Source organism: Burkholderia sp. 10_S31, from assembly GCF_056930375.1.
Map to the genome: position 1 here is coordinate 2,735,587 of NZ_JBXOWK010000001.1, position 21,327 is coordinate 2,756,913.

The following is a 21,327-nucleotide window of genomic DNA, read 5'->3' on the forward strand; positions in this document are numbered from 1 at the left end:
TCGTTATTGTGTGTGGCTGTATTTGGAGCTGGACTGGTAGTCGCTCACCGGCAGTTGCGGCAGGCTGATGGACGTATTGCCGGGCCCTTCGAACGTGAACGAGGCCGCCCTGATACGGAATTCACCCGGACAGTTGAAGACGACATTGCCGTTCTCGATGGTCATCGACGCGCCGCCGCTGGCCACCATCGCCCTTGTCTTTGCATTCACGAGCACATTCGCGTTGGCGCTCGACACGTGCAATTGCTCGTCGGAGAAGAGATCCATCGGAGCGCGTTGTGCCTGCAACTCGATTTTCCCTTTCGAAAAAATCTTGATGCCGAGTGTGTGCGCGCACAGCGAGATCAGGTCACCGGCCACCATGCGCAGGCGCCTGACGACGCTCACGTCCATATCCCGGCCCGCGGTGACGATTACGTTCTCGCCCGCCGAGTGCTGCGCCGATTTCGGTGTCACGAACGCCATGCCGCCGGGGGCACTGGCAAGCAGCCCCGCGTCGCGAAGCTGATTCAGGCTGTCGAGCAGCGCCGCCTGCGTCGCGCGGTCCGCAGGCTCGGCCTTGACCTGCGTCGTCGCGGCCGCAAGGTCCGTTACGCGCTGCAATGCAGCCTTGAGTTGCGCAACAGCGGCGGGCATATCGAGGTGCGGCGTCGCGGATCCACCTGCTGCATCTGCCGAGACGAACAGCCCCTTCGGCGCCCGCACCGTGCCCCAGTTCTGCGTGGTCAGTTCGAAGCCCTCGCCGCGCTTGTTCTTCCCACCGTCGACCAGATGGCCCATGTTGAGCGACGATTGCCCGAACACCGTCGCCAATCGGATGCCCTCGTGCTCTTTCAGATCCTCGAAGCGCAGCTTGTTGCCGAGCAACGGCGAACGGAACACGGCGCGGCTGTACCAGCCCTCCTTGCCATGCACGAGGTCCCGACGCGCATGGTCATGCAGGGCTCCTGCGATCAATAAGCGATCGCAATTTCCTTGAGTCGCGACAATGCGTACTTCCGACCGCGGCAGCAAAGGAATGTGCAGGCCGCCCTGATACGACGCCGACGTACGCAGCAGGCGCAATGGCATGCTGTTCGTGCCGCGCTTGCCGCTGTGCCGGGTGAACAGAAGCCTGACGCGATAGCGGCCGTACTCGTCCATCCATGCGTACGGCTCGTCATCACCGGACTCGACCACACCGATCAGCATGCCGGTGACCCATCGCCAGTGCTTTTCAGGAACATATTCCGGCCGGTAGGTCCTGTGCGCGGGAATCGCTTCGAAGGTGTTGGTCACGGACTGGCTGCGACTGCCGGTCGTGACAAGTCGCGTGATCACCATCCCGTGCGGCGCCTCCGGCACCACGTCATGGGTGATCCGCACCACCATGCCGGGCGTCATGCCGATTACGTTACTCGTGCCCGCGAGCCGCATCTGCCGCGTGAGCAGTTCGTCACGACGCGCGTCAGCCAGCGCCTGCCCTTCGTCGACCGAATGGAAATGCTCGACGCTGCGGTTCATGCTTCCGTACACCGAACGGTCGTCATTGGCCACGACCGATTCAACCTGCAGTGGATCGTCGGGTACACGATAGTTGCGATCCCATTCGCGCACCTTCTGCGGCACCAGCGCGCGCGTGACTTCCAGCGTCAGAATCGCCTCGTGCCAGCTCGCCAGACCAGAATGCGGTAGCAACGGCACCTCGATCGCTCGCATATAGCCGCGCGGCGTATTGCCGAACACCAACGTGTCGCGTTGCGGGCCGTCCTCCTTCTTCGCCTGCTTGAAGTAGTAATAGACTCCCGCGCGCCGGCAATGTCGTTCGATAAAGTTCGCGACCGTCTCTTCGTACATCACCGTTTGTTCCAGCTTCCCATCGAACCCGTCCAGCTCGAACTCGACATCGAAGGACTGGAACAGATTGCGATCGACGATCACGTCGGTCAGCAGCTCACGAAACGACTTGTCCAGAAATACGGCCGAATCGTGCACCTCTTCGAGCAGCGAGAGACGCGGCTTCAGGTGCAGTTGATAGGTCGCCTCGTCGCGAGACGTTTTGACGCGAGTCCATTGCGTTACGACGCCGTGCACGGTACGCGCAGCATGCCGAACCGGATCGATCACACCGGCCATCGACGGCACGGACGCGTATTCCTCGATCGTGAAGATCGCAGGCCGACCGACGATCGTCGCACCGTCGATCCGTTTGTCCTGCGACGTCACGGTGATGTCCGCGAGGAATCGCGTATTCATTTCCTCGGTCAGGACAAACGACAGAACGGAGATCGGCTCGTCCAGCGTCGCGATCTCCAGATGCAGCGGTTGGGTAACGACCGAACCGGGGTGTTTCAGCACATCCTGAATGGTTGGCATGGCTGCTGTTGAACGAGAGGTTGGACACCGGCACGTTCGCCCACGCATGCATTCGGGGACGCAGTGCCACTACGCTCTCGCCAGTGAAGCATATGCTCACGAAAATGAACACACGCTGCCCCAGACCCGATAAGCCGTCATCTTTTACGATATGCTCACAGCCCCGAGCCGCATTTGAGTGATTTTTTTATTTCTCTGGCCCTGGACTATTTCAATATCTCTTCTCTCGAGACACCGATAGAGCCGAATCCCTGGATGGAGCAACAGGCCGGCAAGCCTCATACTTTTGGGGTGCGCGGCAGCTACCCCCCAGTGCCATTCCCCGTCACGAAAAATCAATTCTTCTAAAAATTGAATTAATTAACGCTCGAGAAGCGTTCGACATAGCATCCTCGAAATCCGCCCACTTTCGCACAACATCGACCCATTACCTCTGCAAACAATCGAATCGAACAATGTAGAAAATTGTCACACGATAGTTGCGATTCGATCTCGCTATTCTTGAGATGACTCATCGGGGCTGTTAGACCGGCATTATGATCGGACGGCGGTATGGTGCGGTGTTGCGCGGAAACCGGAATGACGCTCGGGGTCGTTTCCGGTCTGATCGGATAGCTCTTCGGTTGGCCTGGCCGGCACCTTCACGGCCGCACAGCCGGCAGCGCTGCCGGCTGTGCGGCAAGCTCCGGCGTCGGCGCGACATCGATGACGGATGGATGTCGCGCCCTATGTATCGACTTCCAGACTTTACGACTCCACATCCTCGAGACTGAACACTTCCGTCTTGTCGTTGTACGAGAACACTTCTCCGTAACGCCCCCAGTCGATCACCGCGTCGAGCGTTTCCTCAGCCGCTTCGTCCGACAGGAAATCCTCCAGCTCCTGCTCGAAGCGCACGCGCGGCGCGCGATGGCCCGGGCGCTCGTTCAGCACCTTCCGGATTCGCGCAGCGAGCGGCACGTGCTTCAGCAGGTGATCCGCGAACATCAGCTTGCGTTCCTGCGTGCCGAATTCAGCAAACACGCGCGCGGGCGGCGTCAGGAACACGTCGCCTTCCCGCACATCGGCGAAACCGAGGTACTGCAGCACTTCGGCGATCGGGAACAGTTCGTCCACCTCCAGATGCAGCGTGCGCGCGATTTCAGGCATGTCCGCGCGGCCGTGGTACGGCGCCATCGCGAGCGTCTCGATCAGGCCGGCCATCAGGTTGGTCGACACCTGCGGCAGCCAACTGCCGAGCTCGAGCCCCTTCTTCGTCGCCTCGCCCGTCTGGCGGGCGGTCATCTTCGCGTAGATGTCGTCGACCAGCTTGCGGAAATCCGGGTCGAGCCGGTTGCGCGGATGCTTGAACGGCACCTTGATCTCGGCGATCACGCGGCCCGGATTCGACGACAGCACGAGAATGCGGTCGCACATGAACACCGCTTCCTCGATGTTGTGCGTGACGATCAGCACCGACTTGATCGGCATCCGGCCTTGCGTCCACAGGTCGAGCAGGTCGGTACGCAGCGTTTCGGCCGTCAGCACGTCGAGTGCCGAGAACGGCTCGTCCATCAGCAGGATCGTCGGGTCGACGACGAGCGCGCGCGCAAAGCCCACGCGCTGGCGCATCCCGCCCGACAGCTCGCGCGGGTACGCGTTCTCGAAGCCGTCGAGACCGATCAGGTCGATCGCGGCAAGCGCACGCTCGCGCCGCTCGCGCGCACCGACGCCGAGCGCTTCCAGCCCGGCTTCCACGTTCTGCAGCACGGTCAGCCACGGGAACAGCGCGAAGGTCTGGAACACCATCGCGACGCCTTCGGCCGGACCGCGCAGCGGCTTGCCGAGATAGGTCACTTCACCGCCGGTCGGCTCGATCAGGCCGGCGATGATCCGCAACAGCGTGGACTTGCCCGAGCCCGAACGGCCGAGCAGCCCGACGATCTCGCCTTCGCGCAGCGACAGGTTCGCGTCGTCGAGCACGAGCAGTTCGCCCTGCGTCTTGTTGAAGCCGCGGTTCACGTGCTCGACGCGCAGGATTTCTTCGCCGAGGCGCGGCGGCTGCGGCGGCTGGGACGTCTTGACGGGGGCGTTGATAACGGTCGAATTTTGCATCGCGCTTACTCTCAATCGAGACGGAGCCGGGATTCCGCATAGGCGTACATCGGACGCCACAGCAGACGGTTGAACAAGGTAACGAACAGGGACATCACGGCGATGCCCAGGATGATCTTCGGGAAGTCGCCGGCGGCAGTCGTTTGCGCGATATACGAGCCAAGGCCATGCGCGACGACCCTGGTATCGCCCCACTGCACGAACTCGGACACGATGCTCGCGTTCCACGCGCCGCCCGACGCGGTAATCGCGCCGGTCACGTAGTACGGGAAAATGCCGGGCAGGATCGCCTGGCGCCACCATTGCCAGCCGCGAATGCGGAAATTCTTCGTCGCCTCCTTGTAGTCGTTCGGATAGGACATCGCGCCGGCGATCACGTTGAACAGGATGTACCACTGCGTGCCGAGCACGATCAGCGGCGACAGCCAGATATCGGCGTTCAGATGGAAGTGGACGATCACGATCACGAACACCGGGAACAGCAGGTTGGCCGGGAACGCGGCGAGGAACTGCGCGAGCGGCTGGATCTTCTCGGCGAGCTTCGGGCGCAGCCCGATCAGCACGCCGAGCGGCACCCAGACCACCGACGCGATCGCGATCAGCACCAGCACGCGCAGCAGCGTGATCAGCCCGAGCATCAGCACGTGACCGACCTCGCCGATCGTCACGCCGGTCGCGACGAAGCTGACGACGCGCCATGCGACGTACACGGTCAGCAGGACCACGAACGCGCCCCACACGACGTCGCCGACGCGCGACGAACGACCGTTCGACGCGACGCGTGCGCCGACACCCTTGAACGACGGCACGCGCAACGGAATCCGCGCGGCCTGCGACAGCAGCCAGCCGGCCGGCACCAGCAGCTGGTGGATCAGGTGCGTGCGGCGCATCATGTCGAGCAGCCAGGATTGCGGCGCATCGCCCGATGCGGTGTTCTCCATCCGGAACTTGTCGGCCCATGCGACGAGTGGACGGAACAGGAACTGATCGTACGCGAGGATCACGACCGACATCGCGACGATCACCCAGCCCACCGCGCCGAGGTTCTTGTTCGAGATCGCCTGTGCGAGATACGCGCCGATGCCCGGCAACGTGATGGTCTGGTTGCCGACGGTGATGGCCTCCGATGCGACGACGAAGAACCAGCCGCCCGACATCGACATCATCATGTTCCAGATCAGCCCGGGCATCGAGAACGGCACCTCGAGCTTCCAGAAGCGCTGCCACGGCGTCAGGTGAAAGCCGCGCGACACTTCGCTCAGGTCGCGCGGCACCGTGCGCAGCGACTGGTAGAAGCTGAACGTCATGTTCCACGCCTGGCTCGTGAAGATCGCGAAGATCGCGGCGAGCTCGGCGCCGAGCACGCGGCCCGGGAACAGCGCGAGGAAGAACGTGACCGTAAACGAGATGAAGCCGAGCACCGGCACCGACTGCAGGATGTCGAGGATCGGGATCAGCACCATGCCGGCGCGGCGGCTTTTCGCGGCGAGCGTGCCGTAGACCAGCGTGAACGCGAGCGACGCGACCATCGCGGCGAGCATCCGCAACGTCGTGCGCAGCGCGTATTCGGGCAGGTTCGACGGATCGAGCGAGATCTTCTGCGTCTGCAGGGTCGCGATCGGCGCCATCGTTTGATGGAAGCCGACGATCGCCATCGCGAGTATGCCGATGATCAGCGGAAACGCAACCGCGTCCCAGCGATTGGGGAGCACACGCCACGCGGACGCGTTGGCGGTGCGATTCGGATCGAAGAAACTGATATCCATCGGTAGCGTGTTGGTCGAATTGAAAATCGATGGGAGCGGCAAGCGCCGCGTCAGCGAGTACGGCTCGGAACAGGTTCCCGGGAGTCGGGCGAACGATCGCCGGCAGTCGGAAAAGGCAGCGTGAGGCTGATGGTGTGTGTGCGATGACTGGCCGCACCGCGGGTTTCCGTTGCCGCGAGATTCGGCATGAGGGGCTCCGGAGAATTGATTCGGTGTCGCAGGCTATCGGGCGGGCATGACGCAAATGTGTCGTGTCACTTACAGGACATTGACAGGCCATCCGCCGGCGCTCCGTCATCACGCCGCAAACGGCGGGCAGCCGAATTCCGCCTCGCAACACGCGGGAATAAATCCGTCGCGGCACCGGTATGGCATGCGAAGGCGCCGGCTTATTCCAGGACGATCCGGCCGTCCGGTTCCGTCATACGATTGCGAGGCTCACATGTCTTCATCGACTCCTACCCGCCCGTCGCGCCGCAAGGCCCTGCAATGCATGGCCTTCGGCGGCCTCGGCACGTTGTTTACGCTGTCGGGCGGCATCCTGACGCCGTTCGATCTCGCGCTCGCGCAAAGCGGCGCCGCCCTCCCAGCGAATACGGGCCGGCCGCTGTTCGTGCAGATCAGCGACACGCACATCGGCTTCAACAAGGACGCGAATCCCGACGTCGCGGCCACGCTGCGGCAGACCATCGACCTCGTCAACGGGATGTCCGCCGCGCCCGCGCTCACGATCCATACCGGCGACATCACGCACCTGTCCAAAGCGGAGGAATTCGACCATGCGTCGCAGTTGCTGTCCGCGCTGCGCGTGCCCGAGCTGCACACGGTGCCCGGCGAACACGACGTGACGGACGGTTCGGGCGCCGAATACTTCAGCCGGTTCGGCAAGGCATCGGACAACCGCGGCTATTACAGCTTCGATCACGCGGGCGTGCACTTCGTCGCGCTCGTCAACGTGATGCACTTCAAGCCGAACGGGCTCGGCAGCTTCGGCGACGACCAGCTCGCCTGGCTCGCGCAGGACCTGAAGGGGCAATCGTCGAGCACGCCGATCGTCGTGTTCTCGCACATGCCGATGTGGACCATCTACGAGCCGTGGGGCTGGGGCACCGGCGACGCACCGCAGACGATGGCACTGCTGCGCCGCTTCGGCTCGGTCACCGTGCTGAACGGGCACATCCACCAGATCGTGTCGAAGGTCGAGGGCAACGTGACGTTCCATACCGCGCGCTCCACCGCGTTCCCGCAGCCGACCGCCGGCAACGGCCCCGGCCCGGTGCCGCTCACGGTGCCGCACGACCGGCTGCCCGCGATGCTCGGCGTGACGACCGTCGACTTCGCGGGCCATCCCGTCGCCGCGTCGCTGCACGACACGACGCTCGCCTGATCGCCCGATTCCCCGATCCAGATACGCAAGGAAACCGACATGACCTTCCTCAAGCCCTCGATGCTGCCGGCCGCGCTGATCCTGTGCGCGGCCGCCGCGGGCACGCCGCTCGCCGCGTTCGCGCAAACCCCGGCCGGCCCGCTCGTGACGATCCGCAATTTCATGTTTTCGCCGATGTCGACGACGATCAAGGCGGGCACGACGATCACCTGGAAGAACCTCGACGCGGAACCGCATACCGTCGTCAACGACGCGGGCATCTTCCACTCGAAGGCGCTCGACCAGGACGAGACCTACTCGTTCCGCTTCGACAAGCCGGGCGTGTACAAGGTGTTCTGCGGGATTCATCCGTATATGAAGGAGACCATCACCGTCGAATGACGCGCCGCGCCGCAGGCCGCACGCCGAGCCGGCGCCGCGGAGTGAAGCGCGCCGATCGCCTACACTGGTTCCAACCGGCCGGAACCCGCCGGCCGTCACCGACCACGAGGAAAGCGATGACGGCAAGTCAACCCGCACATCCGAAACTGCCGGGCCAGGTGGTGCTCGTCCTCCAGGGCGGCGGCGCACTGGGCGCATACCAGCTCGGCGTATTCGAGGCGATGGACGCGGCGGGCATCCAGCCCGACTGGGTCATCGGCACGTCGATCGGCGCGATCAACGCGGCGCTGATCGCCGGCAACGCGCCCGGCCGCCGCGCGCAACGGATGGCCGAATTCTGGCGCCATGTGACCGAACGGCCCGCCTTCGACGTGCCGGGCTTCCCGACCGGCTGGGACAAGATCGGCGCCGAGCTCGCGGTCATCGGCGCCGGCATCCCGGGATTCTTCCGGCCGAATCCCGCCGCGTGGCTCGGGCCGCTCGCGCGCGTCGGCGTCGAGCACGCGTCGTACTACGTGGTCGAGCCGCTGCGCGACACGCTCGCGTCGCTGATCGACCTCGACCTGCTGAACGCGCGCCGGCCGCGGCTCACCGTCGGTGCGGTCAACGCGTGTACCGGCACGATGCGCTATTTCGATTCGCGCGACCGGCCGCTCGGCCTCGACCACGTGATGAGCTCGGGCGCGCTGCCGCCCGCGTTCCCGGCCGTGCGGATCGACGGCGCGCCCTACTGGGACGGCGGCATCTATTCGAATACGCCGGTCGAGGTCGTGCTGGACGACGCGCCGCGCCGCAGCTCGATCATCTTCTCGGTGCAGATGTGGAATCCGGTCGGACCCGAGCCGCAGAGCATCTGGCAGGTGTCGGAGCGGCAGAAGGACATCCAGTACGCGAGCCGCACGGACAGCAACATCGCGCGGCAACAGCAGATTCACCGGCTGCGCCACGTGATCCGGGAACTGGTCACGCGGCTGCCGGAGGCGGAACGCACGTCGGTCGACGTGCAGGCGCTCGCCGCGTGGGGCTGCCAGACCACGATGCGCGTGATCAAGCTCGCGGCGCCGCGGCTCGACGGCGACGATCAGTGGAAGGACATCGATTTCACGCCGGACGGCATCGCGGCGCGCCGCCAGGCCGGGTTCGACGCGGCGATGCAGGCGATCGCCGCGCGGCCGTGGGATCTGCCGATGGACCCGACGGAGGGGCTCAGCGTCTGGAGCCCGGAAGAGAACAGGATCGGCGAGCGGCACAACTGATGCCGCCGGGGGAACGCCTGCGCGCGCATCGTCCTGCCGCGGACCTGACTTACAGCGCGCGCACGATACCACCGTCGACGCGAATGTTCTGCCCGGTGATGTAGCCCGCGCCGTCCGACAGCAGGAACCGCACGGTCTGCGCGATCTCCTGCGTCTTGCCGAAACGGCCGACCGGGATGCGGGCCACGATCTCGGGCGTCTCCGGCCAGCTGTCGATGAAGCCGGGCAGCACCGAATTGATGCGAATGTTGTCCTTCGCATACCGATCGGCATACAGGCGCGTAACGGAACTCAGCGCCGCGCGCAGCGCGGACGACACCGGCATCGCCTGCTCGGGCGCGTCGGCCGCGAAGCTCGAAATATTGACCACCGCGCCGCCGCCCTGCTTCAGGAAGACGGGCGTCACCCGGCGCAGCACGCGAACGACGTTGAGCACGATCAGGTCGAGCCCTTCGTGCCACTTGTCGTCCTCGATGGCGAGCAAGTCGCCTTTCGGCGGATGCCCGGTATTGTTGACGACCGCATCGATACGGCCGTACTTCGCGAGCGTCTCGTTCACGAAGCGCTCGATGTCGGCGTCTTCGGTGACGGACCCCGCAATACCGAACCCGCCCAGTTCCTTCGCGAGTTCGACGGCGCTGCCGGATGGCGACATCAGCGCGACGCGATAACCGTTGTTCGCGAGGTCTCGCGCGATCGCGGCACCCATGCCCTTGCCCGCCGCCGTCACCAAAGCTACTTTCTCTACAGTCATGCTGCTCTCCCGGATAGGTCGGCTCAGCGCCGCGATCGTCGTTCCAAAGCGCCACTCTAGGACCCTATAATCGAATTGTCGAACGATGATTTCTCCACTCAGCCTGTAGAATTTCTACTGCATGAAGGCTCTTCTGCATGCCCGCCGGTTCCCGCCGCTCAATGCGCTTCGCGCGTTCGAGGCCGCCGCGCGCCATCTCAATTTCCGGCTGGCTGCCGACGAACTCGGCGTGACCCAGGGCGCGGTGGCGCAGCAGGTCAGGCATCTGGAAGACGTCGTGGAGGTCCAGCTGTTTCGGCGATTGCCGAGGGGGCTCGCGCTGACGCGCGAAGGGCTCGAGTATTTTTCGTCGGTCCAGCGTGCGCTACAGATCATCTCCGACGCCACGGATGCCCTGGGCCAGCGCCCCACGGTTCTGGCCGTCAGCACGACGCCGTCGTTCGCGTCGAAGTGGCTGATTCCGCGCCTGGCGGACTTCGGCCGGCTGCACCCCGACATCGAGGTTCGCGTCATTGCCGACGAAAGGCTGGCGTCGTTTCGGGCTGACGGTGTCGACATCGCGATTCGATTGAGCAAACCGCCATTTCCGGCAGGCCTCGTCGCGGAGCGGCTGTCACCGCTCGACATCTTCGCCGTCGCCAGCCCGAAGCTGCTCGACGGCGACCCGCCGATCCGCACGCCCGCAGACTTGTCGAAGCATGTGCTGCTGCACGACGCGCACGACCTGTGGCCCGAGTTCATCGACAAGCTCGGTGAAAAGGGGCGGGCCGATCCGACGAAAGGGCCGCGGTTCAGCCAGTCGCTGCTTGCCATCGACGCGGCCGTTGCAGGCCAGGGCATCGCGCTGACCAGCGAACCGCTCGTCGAGCGCGACATCGCGGAAGGCCGGCTGCGCCGCGTGTTCGATTTTTCGTTTCCGATGTCGCTCGGCTTCTACGTCGTCTTTCCGCAGGCCAGTGCGCATTCGGAAGCGCTCGGGGCCATGCGCCAGTGGCTCTTTGCGCAGTACGGGAAAGCGTGATCCGCTGAAATCGCGACCAATCTGCAGGCGTACATGAATGTCCGCGCCCGAATTGCCGGCCAATACGGAGGACAGCCATTCCCTGACCACCACCCTATGTCACGGAAATAAAAAGGTTCTTCACGGATTAGCGTGAAGGCGGGGCCCAAAAGGAAAGCGGTGGCCGAAGGAATAGACTGGTTGTGCGACCAATCAGACGATTCCAACGACCACCGCTTTCATGGCCGATCATAAACTCGACCTCCCGTTCTGGGAAGGTTTTACCGTTTCCGAACTCGAGCGCACGCCCGGTGTGACGCGCATCACCTTGTTGCCCGAAGTCGGCCATTGCGCTCGTTGCTCGGGCTGCGGCCAGCGCAGCGAGCGCGTGCATGAACAAGGCTGGCGGACGATTCGCGACCTACCGATGCTGGGCGACGCGGTCTGGCTGCGCGTGCGTCTACGTCGGGTGCGGTGCGCCGGATGTGGCCCTCGCACCGAGCGCGTGAGCTGGCTGGATCGCCACGCCCGAATCACCCGGCGTCTGGCGGAATTTGTTGGGCGCTGGTGCGAGAAGTTGCCGATCGCCCACGTCTGCCAGTTGTCAGGGCTGCATTGGGAAACCGTCCGGCGCATCGATACGCGACGCTTGCAGGCGCGTCTTGAGGCGTTGCCCGAGGCGCAACCGCGCCGGCTGGTGATGGACGAATTTGCGCTATACAAGGGCCACCGCTACGCCACCGTGGTGATGGACGCCGATACGCGCCGTGTGTTGTGGGTCGGCGAAGGACGCAGCCGGGAGGCGATTCGCCCGTTCTTCGACTGGCTCGGCATCGAGCGGTGCAAAGCGATCGAAGCCGTGGCGATGGACATGAACACCGCATTCGATCTGGAGGTACGGCAGCATTGCCCGAAGGCGCGCATCGTGTACGACCTGTATCACGTGGTCGCCAAATACGGACGGGAAGTGATCGATCGGGTACGCGTCGATGAGGCCAACCGGCTCAAGCACAAGCGTCCGCTGCGACGCGTCGTCAAACGCTCGCGCTGGTTGTTGCTGCGCAATCGCGAGAATCTGTCGGCCGACCAGCAGATCAAGTTACATGAGCTGCTGGAAGCCAATCAGGCTCTGATGACCGTCTACGTGCTCAAATCGGTGCTCAAGGAACTCTGGCGGCCGCTGAGCGCGTGGCAATGGCGTCGCGCCTGGCGGGCCTGGCTGGCGCAGGCCCGCGCGAGCGGCATCGAACCGCTGCGACGCTTCGCCAACAAGCTGGCTGCGTACTGGCGAGGCATCCTTGCTCGCGTGCGCTGGCCCATGCACACGGGCCAACTTGAAGGCATCAACAACCGCATCAAGGTCATGAAGCGCATGGCCTACGGCTACCGCGACAGTGCCTACTTCTTCCTCAAGATCAAGGCCGCCTATCCCGGTAATCCGTGAAGAACTGAGGTCGGACGGAATTCGTGGAGGCCAACGGGTTAAGCAGCGATCTGATTCAGATAGAAACGCTGCGTGAACGCGACAGGCGATTGGTAGTTCAGACGCGCCTGCGTGCGCTGCCGGTTGTAGAAGATTTCGATGTATTCGCTGATCGCCCGGCGTGCCTGCTCGCGCGTGGCGAAGCGTTGATGATAGACCAGTTCATTCTTCAGCGTTCCCCAGAAGGATTCGATCGGGGCGTTGTCGTAACAGTTGCCACGGCGGCTCATCGACGCTCGCATGTCAAATTGGCTGATGAGTGCTTGATAGGCCAGCGCACAATATTGCGACCCGCGATCGCTATGGTGAATCAGGCCCGCCGGAGGCCGTCGGGTCACGGCAGCGCGAAACAGCGCCTGCATCACCAGATTTTTCGTCATCCGTTCGCTCATCGCATAGCCAACGATTTCGCCACTGTACAGATCCTTCAGGCCAGCGAGGTACAGCCAGCCCTCGTCGGTCGCGATATAGGTGATGTCACCGCACCAGGCTTGATTGGGTGCCGTCACCGAGAAATCCTGGTTCAGCAGATTCGGCGCGACAGGCAGGTCGTGCTTCGAATTCGTCGTCGCCTTGAACCGACGTTTCTGCTTGCAGCGCAGTCCCAGTTTTCTGCGCAGCCGTCTGATCCGGTGCACGCCGATTCGCACGCCACGTTCCTCGAGATGTTGCTGCAGGCGCTCGGGTCCGAAACTTTCCCGGGTTCACTGATGGGCCGCGAGCACCTCCGCTTCCAGGCGAGGTTCCTGCCGAGTTCTTGCGGACGGCTTGCGCTTGCGCCACGCATAGTAGCCACTTACCGATACGCTCAGCACGCGGCACATCGGCGGCACAGGGTAGTCCTGTCGCATTTGTTCAATCATGCCGTACTTCACCGCGACTCCTTCGCGAAGTACGTCGCGAACTTTTTTAGGAGATCGCGCTCCATTTTGACCTCGGCCAGCTCCCGTTTGACCTGCGCCAGCTCGGCCTCCATCTCCGGCAGTGGCTTCTGGTGCCGACCGACATCTTGCAGCTTGCCGGCCCTCGCCGCACGCACCCAGTTTGCCAGCGTCTTCATCGGGATCGATAACCGCCGCGAAGCTTCCGATACCCCGACACCTTCCGTCAACGCAAGCTTGACCGCTTCGTCGCGAAGCTCCTTCGTATAGACCGCCCTTGGAATTCGATTCATTCATGCCTCCGTTTCTCGATTTTACGAAACGTTGGCTTCCATTTTTTCCGACCGGCCTCAAACCAATAAAAAACCCGCCTCGATGGGCGGATCAGAAATGCAAAAGGCCGCTCGACGCGGCCTTTTGTGCCCGGCATGTTGACATCCACCGAATCTTGACGACCCGAGGTGGGTCAATTCTCGGTGGACATCAACTATCAGCACTACTTGGCGTCATATGCAGAAACCCACTGGAAGCCGAGACCGGTTATCCCGGTCACGAGCTTCTGGAAATCCTGCAAGCCGGGCGTGCCGAGGTCGGGCTCAAGCCAGAACGGATGGAAGAAGAAGGATGCAAAACCATCCCGGACCGTCAGCGCGTACTGTGCATTCGTGTAGAGATCCTGCCACGTGTATGACAGACACGAGTACGGATCGATATTGCATATGTTGTATTCGATGTTCCCAAGGTTCTCAGGCAGCACCCGTTGCCCGTAATAGTCGGTATTGATGATATACGGGAAGAACTGGCCAACCGAATAGTCGTGATTCGGCGCGGTCGAATTCAGGTTCGGCTGATCTGACGTGTAGTAGACAACCCGCTGGTAGGTCGTCTTGAACAGCGGCGGAACGGCCTTGATCGAAAGGGGTGAAGACTGGTAGTGCGGCGCCTCCCACGCGAAGGGAACATAGCCATTCGACGAAAATTCCTGCAGGCCCGCTTTCAGACGAGCCGATGCCCACTGTGTTGAATCTTCGTCCACAGGGCGGTTCTGCGTGGCAAGCCAGAACTCGAAGTCATTGCCGCTCACCGCGTTGTCGATATTCGGCGTCGAATTGTACTGATGCGTGTAGCCGTGCATCAGGATCTTGCCGCCCCGGGCCAGTGCGTAATTGAGTGCCTGCTTCAGACCGCTCGCCTGCGCGAGATGTACTGTCAGCGGCACGCCGTTGTTATAGGCGCCGAGCGGGTCTTCGTACCGCGGAATGGTGGCAATGGAAAACGGAATGCGCTTTGAATACATGTAATCGGTCAACGTCTTCATCGACGACGTGGTCGTGAACGCGTTGACGTCTTCAAGACGCACCATCGCGCGATGCAGCACCGGCTGGTTGGTCCCGAGAATGTCATGCAGCAGATCACAAATCACCAGGTACCGGTCGCGTGGCCCGATGTACGAGAACGGCATGTCGGCGAAGTACCAGAAATTGCCCGCGCGCATGACGTACGGCGCCTGCGCACCCGTCTGACTGTCCTTGATGGTGACAAGTACACTGGCCTTCGTCGCGTCGGACACCGCAGTGACGCCAATGTCGGGATCCGCGCTAATCACGCCGGTGCTGGCGTTGAACGCATAGTACTTGACCATGCTCGTGTTCTTGTAGGTCACCGTGTCGAAGAAGTTCGGGTTCGGGTTGCTGCTCGTTGGCGCGTAGGCCAGTCCACTCATCCCGGTGAAGGTAAATCCATAGCGGGCCGTGAAGTTGTACGACGGATCCCATGCGACTTCCCACAGGTTGTTCTTGAACCAGACCACCGTCTTTGACGTCGTGACGACGTCCGCGAGAAATGCGGACGGAATGGTGTTGTTGTAATAGTCCCCCAGATAGAAAGTCGCCTGATACTGTTCGACAGTTCCGGCCGTATAGCTGTCGACGGGCGCAAGCGTGACACTGGTGTTGAAATGGCCAAGCAGGTTGCGCAGCATGATCGCGTAAGCCATACCTAGCTTCGAGTACGGGTCGTTCGGTGGGGCATCATAGAGCACCAGGACCTTCGCCGTGGTGGTCTGCGCGAGCACGGAGGACGGCATCTGGGCAAATGCGAACCCGAGAGCCAGCACCCATGCGAGAATGAGCTTTTTCATCGTGATCTCCTTCGCGCCTAGTCGCGCTGAAAGTTGCCGTTGCCCAGACGATGTCTGCCTTCGTTGAAGTTCGGCCCCCTGCCGTGCTCGCGCTCGGCATGGCGTTTCCCCTCTTCCGACATGCCAGGCACAATCTCGGTCGCAACGGCCGTGCGCGGTGGAGGCTCGACGCGCTTGTGTGGGACGGAAGCACTCGGGACTCCGGCGCCCCAAGCGGTACCCATCAATACAATCGCGGACGAAATCGCGGCACACGCCGCAGCAATCTTGAGCGGGGCTTTCATTGGAGAACTCCTTTCACTGACCTCTGACTGAAAACTGGGGTGTGCGATTAGGACGAACGCCTCGCGTGCGCCTTGAGTGTCAGGCAGACGCGAACCGAAGGGGCATGCCTGAATTGCTCCAGGCATCGTCACTTGCCCGACGACGGAACCATCCGTGGCGTCGGTCATGATCGCCCCGACTGTCAAGACCACCACTGCACCGGGAAACAACCGACAACAGATACGCTGTCGAAAGTGCAGCCGCGGCCTCGCCTGATCACTACATCAGCCACCCACGCATTAACAGTGCCAGGCTCTGTTCCACCGAAGCGGGCCGGTAACAGCCGAAACAGAAGAGCACGGCAAGGCAAAAAAACGTAACGTCGAAGAAACGCAGGGTGACGGTGCGCCGTGGCACCGGCTCCAAGATTCATCAGTGCCAGTAGCGGAACGAGGCAATGCATTGCGACCCAGCGTTCGTTGTCGGGCAGGCGAAGTGAAAAATGCTATGGATCACGAATTTTCATTTCCGGACCAACTGAATGCCGGAACGTTTCGAGCCTGAGACGCCGTGCTGCTGGACAACGACGGCCCTATCAAGCACATTTCGGCCGTCTTGTTCAGATCCAAGTCGACATAGGCCCGCAGGCAGGCTTATCCGAAAGGGCGATAATTTCGTCGAAGAATGTCGTCGCACGACCAAAGACGATCTTCTTGTTGTCGTTATCGGGTACCAGGATGGCTTTCATCTGAACAAGCCAATGCAGGTCAGCCACTCGCTGCTGGCGTGGCGCCCTGAGATCCGAGCGAGACCAGTTCAAGCCCCTCTCCCTCTATAAACGCATCGATGATCCGTCGCCTTCCTCGACGTCAGGCCGGATGGCGAACCTCGAGAAATCCTGCTCGGGCCGCTGGTAAGCTCGGGCTGCCGAACCGCGCGTGCGCGGTTCGTTGATTGCCCTCTACTTCACCGTTTGGCAGCGAGCCGAGATTCGCTTTTTGAAGTCGTGGCATTTCTTACCTTATCGTGCAAACGTCTGCTCACCGCGACGCGCAGCACGATCAGGAGTGGCCGACGGAGGTCGACGGCGACGTTTCCGGCGTCGTGACGCACCCGACCGGCGAACTGAAGATTCATACGACAGCTACGACTTCGAACCCTTCGAACCGCGTGAAGCGCGATCTTTTTTGTATGTCGACACGATCAACAACCCCACTCCCGACAGTGCCTTCATGCATATCGTCTTTTTCCGATATATGATTCGCTCATCGACGATACCCGTTTGCACCGGTTTTCCGACCCGAACACCACACCCCTTTCCATGCCGACCGAACTCGACATCGACGCGATCCTGAAAGCGCTTTCGAACCCCCTGCGCCGGGAAATCCTCGTCTGGCTGAAAACGCCGGGCGCGCATTTCCCGGAGCAGACGCTGCCGTATGACCACGGCGTCTGCGCCGGGCAGATCGATGCGCGCTGCGGGCTGTCGCAGTCGACCGTCTCCGCGCACCTCGCGACGCTGCAGCGCGCGGGGCTCGTGACGTCGACGCGGATCGGCCAGTGGGCGTTCTTCCGGCGCAACGAGGCCGTCATCGACGCATTTCTCGACGCCCTGCGCCGCGAACTCTGACCCAGGCCATGCGGGCCGCACGCCGCGCACGACGCGACGGCCATCCCGCCTTTCGTGAAAAGGTTATCTGCCATGCCTACCCTGTTCGACCCCGTTACCCTCGGCGACCTGCCCCTGCCGAACCGCATCGTGATGGCGCCGCTCACCCGCTCCCGCGCGGGCGCGACGCGCGTACCGAACGACCTGATGGCGCGCTATTACGCCGAGCGCGCATCGGCCGGCCTGATCATCAGCGAAGCGACCTCGGTCACGCCGCAGGGCGTCGGCTACGCGGACACGCCCGGCATCTGGTCCGACGAGCAGGTCGAAGGCTGGAAGCGCGTGACGCAGGCCGTGCACGCGGCCGGCGGCCGCATCGTGCTGCAGCTCTGGCACGTCGGCCGGGTCTCCGATCCGGTGTTCCTGAACGGCGACCTGCCGGTCGCGCCGAGCGCGATCGCCGCGGGCGGCCACGTGAGCCTCGTGCGCCCGCAGCGTCCGTACGTGACGCCGCGCGCGCTCGAACTCGATGAAATTCCGGGCATCGTCGCCGCATACCGCAAGGGCGCGGAGAACGCGAAGAAGGCCGGCTTCGACGGCGTCGAGATCCACGGCGCGAACGGCTACCTGCTCGACCAGTTCCTGCAGGACAGTACCAACCACCGCACCGATGCATACGGCGGCCCGGTCGAGAACCGCGCGCGGCTGCTGCTCGAAGTGGTCGACGCGGCAATCGACGTGTGGGGCGCGGGCCGTGTCGGCGTGCATCTCGCACCGCGCGGCGATGCGCACACCATGGGCGATTCCGATCCGGCCGCGACGTTCGGCTACGTCGCACGCGAGCTCGGCCGCCGCAAGATCGCGTTCATCTTCACGCGCGAATCGTATTCGGGCGACCACCTGAGCCCGCGCCTGAAGGAAGCGTTCGGCGGCCCGCTGATCGCGAACGAGCAGTTCACGCTCGAATCCGCGCAGGACACGCTCGCGAGCGGCAGCGCCGACGCGATCGCGTGGGGCAAGCTGTTCATCGCGAATCCGGACCTGCCGCGCCGCCTCGAACTCGACGCACCGCTGAACAAGCCGGTGCCGGAGACGTTCTACGCGGAAGGCGAAACGGGCTACACCGACTACCCGGCGCTCAGCGACGCGGCCTGACGGCCGGCAACAGGTTCATGCGCGCACCTCCGCGCGCATGAATACGCGCTGCGTCTCGTCCAGCCCGCGCTCGACGTGATGCGCACGGATGGCGTGCAGCGTGTCGTCGAGCGATGCATCGTCGATCACGTGGAAGCCGAGACGCGCGTAGTACGGCGCATTCCACGGCGCGTCGCGGAACGTCGACAGCACGACCTGGGCGATGCCGTCTTGCGCGGCGCGCGTCATGATCCTCGCGATCAGGCGCGCGCCGATCCGCAGCCCCGCGTGCGAAGGCGCGACATCCAGTTCCTCCAGATACAGCCGCTGCGCATCGAGCAACCGGTAGAACGCGAAGCCCACGCACGTCCCCGCATCGTCCGTCGCGACATACGCGCGACCGTCGTCGATGCGCACGAGCACGTCGGCCGCATCGGTCGGCTCACCTTCGGCGATGTCGGGCATGCCGATATCGCGAAAGCGCCCGGCGGCGGCCACTTCCACGGCGGCCATCGCGGCCGCGTCTTCCCGCGTGGCGGGACGAATCCGGATCGATACTGTCATCACGACAAGGCAGGCAGTCGGGAACGGCGGTCACTATAATCGAAACTTCAGACCTTTCGAACATCCCTGCCCACGAGGTTCGTCATGACGCTGTCCGCGCTCGCCGTGTTCGCCATCGCCCTGCTCGTCACCGCCGGCACGCCCGGCCCGAGCGTCGCCGCGCTCGTTGCGCGCGTACTGACGAACGGCGTGCGAGACGTGCTGCCGTTCCTCGCCGCGATGTGGATCGGCGAGGCGCTGTGGCTCACGCTGGCCGTCGCCGGGCTGTCCGCGTTCGCGCGCACGTTCGAGACGGGCCTGCTCGTGCTGAAGCTGCTCGGCGTCGCGTACCTGCTGTTCCTCGCATGGAAGATGTGGACCGCGCCGACCGACACGAAGGCCGACGACCTGCCGCGCGGCCAGTCGCCGTGGCGCATGTTCGTCGCGGGCACGCTGGTCACGCTCGGCAATCCGAAGATCATGCTGTTCTATCTCGCGCTGCTGCCGACGATCGTCGACCTGACGCATGTCGGCGTGCTCGCGTGGGCCGAGCTCGTCGGCACGATGCTCGCGATCCTGATTCTCGCCGACTGCTTCTGGTCGCTGCTCGCGTCACGTGCGCGGGCATTCCTCACTTCGGCACGCGCGAAGCGGATCGCGAACCGCACGAGCGCGACGGCGATGGCCGGAGCGGCGGTGGCGATCGCGACGCGTTGAACGGCTCATTCGCACGGCATCTCGTCGTTGCAGAGCGGGCCGGGCGGCGGGCCGCCACGCCCGCCCGCCGCCGCACCCCAGCACGCTACGGCGTCCCGGCACTGCAGCAATAGGCCAGCAGGAACGTCGCGGTGCCCGCGTCGCCCTGCACGATCGCGCGCATGTCGCCGTTCAGCTTCGTCATCGCCGCGGTCACGTAATCCGGCGCGGGCAGCCTGGCCGTATTGAAGTCGTGCACCGCAACCGCGACCGGCCGGTTGTCCTTCGTCTTCGGCGAAGCCAGCGCCCGGTCTTCCGCGGCGAATCGCTGATCGCGCGTGGCGACCGCGCCGACCTGCCCCGCGCAATAGCCGTGCGTTCCCGACATGATGTGAATCGTGTGCCCATCGCCGCTCATCCCGGCCGCGATGGTATTGAGTGCCGCTGCGACGTCCCTGACGGTGCAGGGGCCGTGAAAGCCCCAGATCTGCACCGCGTTCGGGGTGTCCTTCATGATGTTGACGAGCGTTGCCATGACCTCTCTCCTTGCAGTCTGCGTGGCGGAAGGTTCGCGTAGCTGCCGGCGCTGCTTTCCACGACGCCATTCCCTGGCCGGCGCGATGCCGGGCACGCGGTGCCCGTTGCTCCCCGCCGAGTTGAAAAACATGCGGATATCCGCCGACGGGCTCGATCGAACCGTGCACGCCCACGAACGGTTCAACCTTATCCGTCGGCATCGGTTCGCAACATGGACCGCGCGTCACACATTCGGCAACGGGCCGATCTTCACGGGAGCCAGCCGGTACTAGCAGCCCACCGACCTGCACCGCTCGCCCGACGCGGGCGCGTGATCGTTGCACCCAACCAGCGCCCGCACCAACGCCCAGTCATCGTCGTCGCAGAAATCGAGCAGCATTTCGCCACACGTTCCACGCGGCTCGCGCAACCGCTCGGCGAGCCGCGCCTGAATCCCCCGCACCCGGCCGTCGCCGTGCGCGACCACCGACGGATTCGCGCCCATCCCCGTCCCGCTGCAGAAGTTGATCGCCCAGCGCCCGCTTTCCGGCGCGGGCATGCCGGTCAGCAGCGCATCGATCACGCGCCACTTGTAATGGATCGACCCGGCAACGGGCACACGGTATTCATCCTGGATCACGAACGCCGCATCGGGATGATCGATCGTGAAGGTCGCGTTGTCGGGCCACGCGGTCAGGTCGATGCCGAACGGTCGGCTGCTGCGAAACCGCCGCAGCAGCACCACCGCGCCGCGCACGTCGCCGAGCGCAGGCAGCGCGCCGCCCGCATGCCAGCGCAGCCGCGGATGCCGCGCGCAATGCGCATCGAACATCGCATCGAACATCGCATCGAAGCTGCGCGTGCAGGCGTGCGCGGGCGGCTCAGCAAGGTCATGTGGTCTCTCTCGATCGGCGTGGTGGAGGGACGGCCTGGCGTTGCACACGTGTGGAACGCGGGCGCCGCTTCCGGCGGCCTGAAGCGAACGCCATTGTTCAGATCGCTCGCCAAGAATTTGTCGCACGCGGCGGACCGGCTGTGATCGCTGCCGGCCGGCCCGCTCGTGTCAGC

The 21,327-nt window shown here is 63.7% G+C and carries 18 protein-coding genes and 2 pseudogenes; 9 read left to right on the top strand and 11 right to left on the bottom strand.

Annotated elements, in window-relative coordinates; translation table 11 throughout:
* Positions 1-3: 3 nt before the first annotated feature.
* From AC1Z3W_RS12260 to AC1Z3W_RS12270, 3 genes are all read right to left on the bottom strand, one after another.
* Positions 4-2,355, bottom strand: a complete 2,352-nt coding sequence (locus tag AC1Z3W_RS12260; RefSeq protein ID WP_483507671.1) for a type VI secretion system Vgr family protein — start codon at positions 2,353-2,355, stop codon at positions 4-6.
* A gap of 747 nt (positions 2,356-3,102) precedes the next feature.
* Positions 3,103-4,449 (bottom strand): ABC transporter ATP-binding protein, encoded by a 1,347-nt coding sequence (locus AC1Z3W_RS12265; protein ID WP_483507672.1) that lies wholly within the window; start codon positions 4,447-4,449, stop codon positions 3,103-3,105.
* Positions 4,450-4,460: 11 nt separating this feature from the next.
* Entirely contained in the window at positions 4,461-6,215 is a 1,755-nt protein-coding gene (locus tag AC1Z3W_RS12270; RefSeq protein WP_483507673.1) for an ABC transporter permease, read from the bottom strand.
* Between the two features lie 442 nt (positions 6,216-6,657).
* On the opposite strand from AC1Z3W_RS12270, the gene AC1Z3W_RS12275 reads away from it, so the two are divergent.
* From AC1Z3W_RS12275 to AC1Z3W_RS12285, 3 genes are all read left to right on the top strand, one after another.
* Positions 6,658-7,602: a metallophosphoesterase family protein gene (locus tag AC1Z3W_RS12275; protein ID WP_057930110.1), complete on the top strand. Its 945-nt coding sequence runs from the start codon at positions 6,658-6,660 to the stop codon at positions 7,600-7,602.
* A 39-nt stretch (positions 7,603-7,641) separates the two neighbouring features.
* The gene (locus AC1Z3W_RS12280; RefSeq protein ID WP_057930109.1) at positions 7,642-7,983 is read left to right on the top strand and encodes a cupredoxin domain-containing protein; all 342 of its coding nucleotides are present in this window, start codon (positions 7,642-7,644) and stop codon (positions 7,981-7,983) included.
* Between the two features lie 116 nt (positions 7,984-8,099).
* Positions 8,100-9,239, top strand: coding sequence for a patatin-like phospholipase family protein (locus AC1Z3W_RS12285; protein WP_057930108.1), 1,140 nt, complete (start codon positions 8,100-8,102; stop codon positions 9,237-9,239).
* A gap of 49 nt (positions 9,240-9,288) precedes the next feature.
* Here the strand turns inward: AC1Z3W_RS12285 and AC1Z3W_RS12290 are convergent, their stop codons facing one another.
* Complete coding sequence (locus tag AC1Z3W_RS12290) at positions 9,289-9,993, bottom strand: SDR family oxidoreductase (protein WP_057930107.1); 705 nt, start codon at positions 9,991-9,993, stop codon at positions 9,289-9,291.
* 121 nt (positions 9,994-10,114) lie between these two features.
* On the opposite strand from AC1Z3W_RS12290, the gene gcvA reads away from it, so the two are divergent.
* Both gcvA and AC1Z3W_RS12300 read left to right on the top strand, forming a co-directional pair.
* Positions 10,115-11,014, top strand: a complete 900-nt coding sequence (gcvA, locus tag AC1Z3W_RS12295; protein WP_057930106.1) for a transcriptional regulator GcvA — start codon at positions 10,115-10,117, stop codon at positions 11,012-11,014.
* Positions 11,015-11,234: 220 nt separating this feature from the next.
* On the top strand, positions 11,235-12,437 hold the full coding sequence (locus AC1Z3W_RS12300; protein WP_483507674.1) for an ISL3 family transposase: 1,203 nt from the start codon (positions 11,235-11,237) through the stop codon (positions 12,435-12,437).
* A gap of 38 nt (positions 12,438-12,475) precedes the next feature.
* Here AC1Z3W_RS12300 and AC1Z3W_RS12305 read toward each other — a convergent pair.
* The 4 genes and pseudogenes from AC1Z3W_RS12305 to AC1Z3W_RS12320 all read right to left on the bottom strand — a co-directional run bounded on the left by AC1Z3W_RS12305 (position 12,476) and on the right by AC1Z3W_RS12320 (position 16,509).
* Positions 12,476-13,650, bottom strand: a pseudogene (locus AC1Z3W_RS12305) (IS3 family transposase).
* A gap of 203 nt (positions 13,651-13,853) precedes the next feature.
* Entirely contained in the window at positions 13,854-15,497 is a 1,644-nt protein-coding gene (locus AC1Z3W_RS12310; protein WP_057930105.1) for a DUF2334 domain-containing protein, read from the bottom strand.
* A gap of 17 nt (positions 15,498-15,514) precedes the next feature.
* Positions 15,515-15,781: a hypothetical protein gene (locus tag AC1Z3W_RS12315; protein ID WP_124834403.1), complete on the bottom strand. Its 267-nt coding sequence runs from the start codon at positions 15,779-15,781 to the stop codon at positions 15,515-15,517.
* A gap of 599 nt (positions 15,782-16,380) precedes the next feature.
* On the bottom strand, positions 16,381-16,509 hold the full coding sequence (locus AC1Z3W_RS12320) for a hypothetical protein (RefSeq protein WP_282434927.1): 129 nt from the start codon (positions 16,507-16,509) through the stop codon (positions 16,381-16,383).
* 573 nt (positions 16,510-17,082) lie between these two features.
* Between AC1Z3W_RS12320 and AC1Z3W_RS12325 the strand changes: the two genes are divergently transcribed.
* A complete protein-coding gene (locus AC1Z3W_RS12325) occupies positions 17,083-17,391 on the top strand; it encodes an ArsR/SmtB family transcription factor (RefSeq protein ID WP_012366423.1) in 309 nt (102 codons plus the stop codon).
* Between the two features lie 72 nt (positions 17,392-17,463).
* Positions 17,464-18,525 (top strand): alkene reductase, encoded by a 1,062-nt coding sequence (locus AC1Z3W_RS12330; protein ID WP_483507675.1) that lies wholly within the window; start codon positions 17,464-17,466, stop codon positions 18,523-18,525.
* A gap of 15 nt (positions 18,526-18,540) precedes the next feature.
* On the opposite strand, the gene AC1Z3W_RS12335 is transcribed toward AC1Z3W_RS12330, so the two are convergent.
* A complete protein-coding gene (locus AC1Z3W_RS12335) occupies positions 18,541-19,068 on the bottom strand; it encodes a GNAT family N-acetyltransferase (RefSeq protein WP_124834401.1) in 528 nt (175 codons plus the stop codon).
* A gap of 84 nt (positions 19,069-19,152) precedes the next feature.
* On the opposite strand from AC1Z3W_RS12335, the gene AC1Z3W_RS12340 reads away from it, so the two are divergent.
* A complete protein-coding gene (locus AC1Z3W_RS12340) occupies positions 19,153-19,764 on the top strand; it encodes a LysE family translocator (RefSeq protein WP_483507676.1) in 612 nt (203 codons plus the stop codon).
* A gap of 85 nt (positions 19,765-19,849) precedes the next feature.
* Here AC1Z3W_RS12340 and AC1Z3W_RS12345 read toward each other — a convergent pair whose 3' ends face one another.
* A complete protein-coding gene (locus AC1Z3W_RS12345) occupies positions 19,850-20,278 on the bottom strand; it encodes a hypothetical protein (protein WP_057930099.1) in 429 nt (142 codons plus the stop codon).
* Between the two features lie 270 nt (positions 20,279-20,548).
* A pseudogene (locus tag AC1Z3W_RS12350) lies at positions 20,549-21,142 on the bottom strand (PI-PLC domain-containing protein); the annotation flags it as partial.
* Here AC1Z3W_RS12350 and AC1Z3W_RS12355 point away from each other — a divergent pair.
* Positions 21,077-21,298: a hypothetical protein gene (locus AC1Z3W_RS12355; RefSeq protein ID WP_483507865.1), complete on the top strand. Its 222-nt coding sequence runs from the start codon at positions 21,077-21,079 to the stop codon at positions 21,296-21,298. The pseudogene AC1Z3W_RS12350 and the gene AC1Z3W_RS12355 sit on opposite strands and share 66 nt — an antisense overlap.
* Positions 21,299-21,327: the final 29 nt, after the last annotated feature.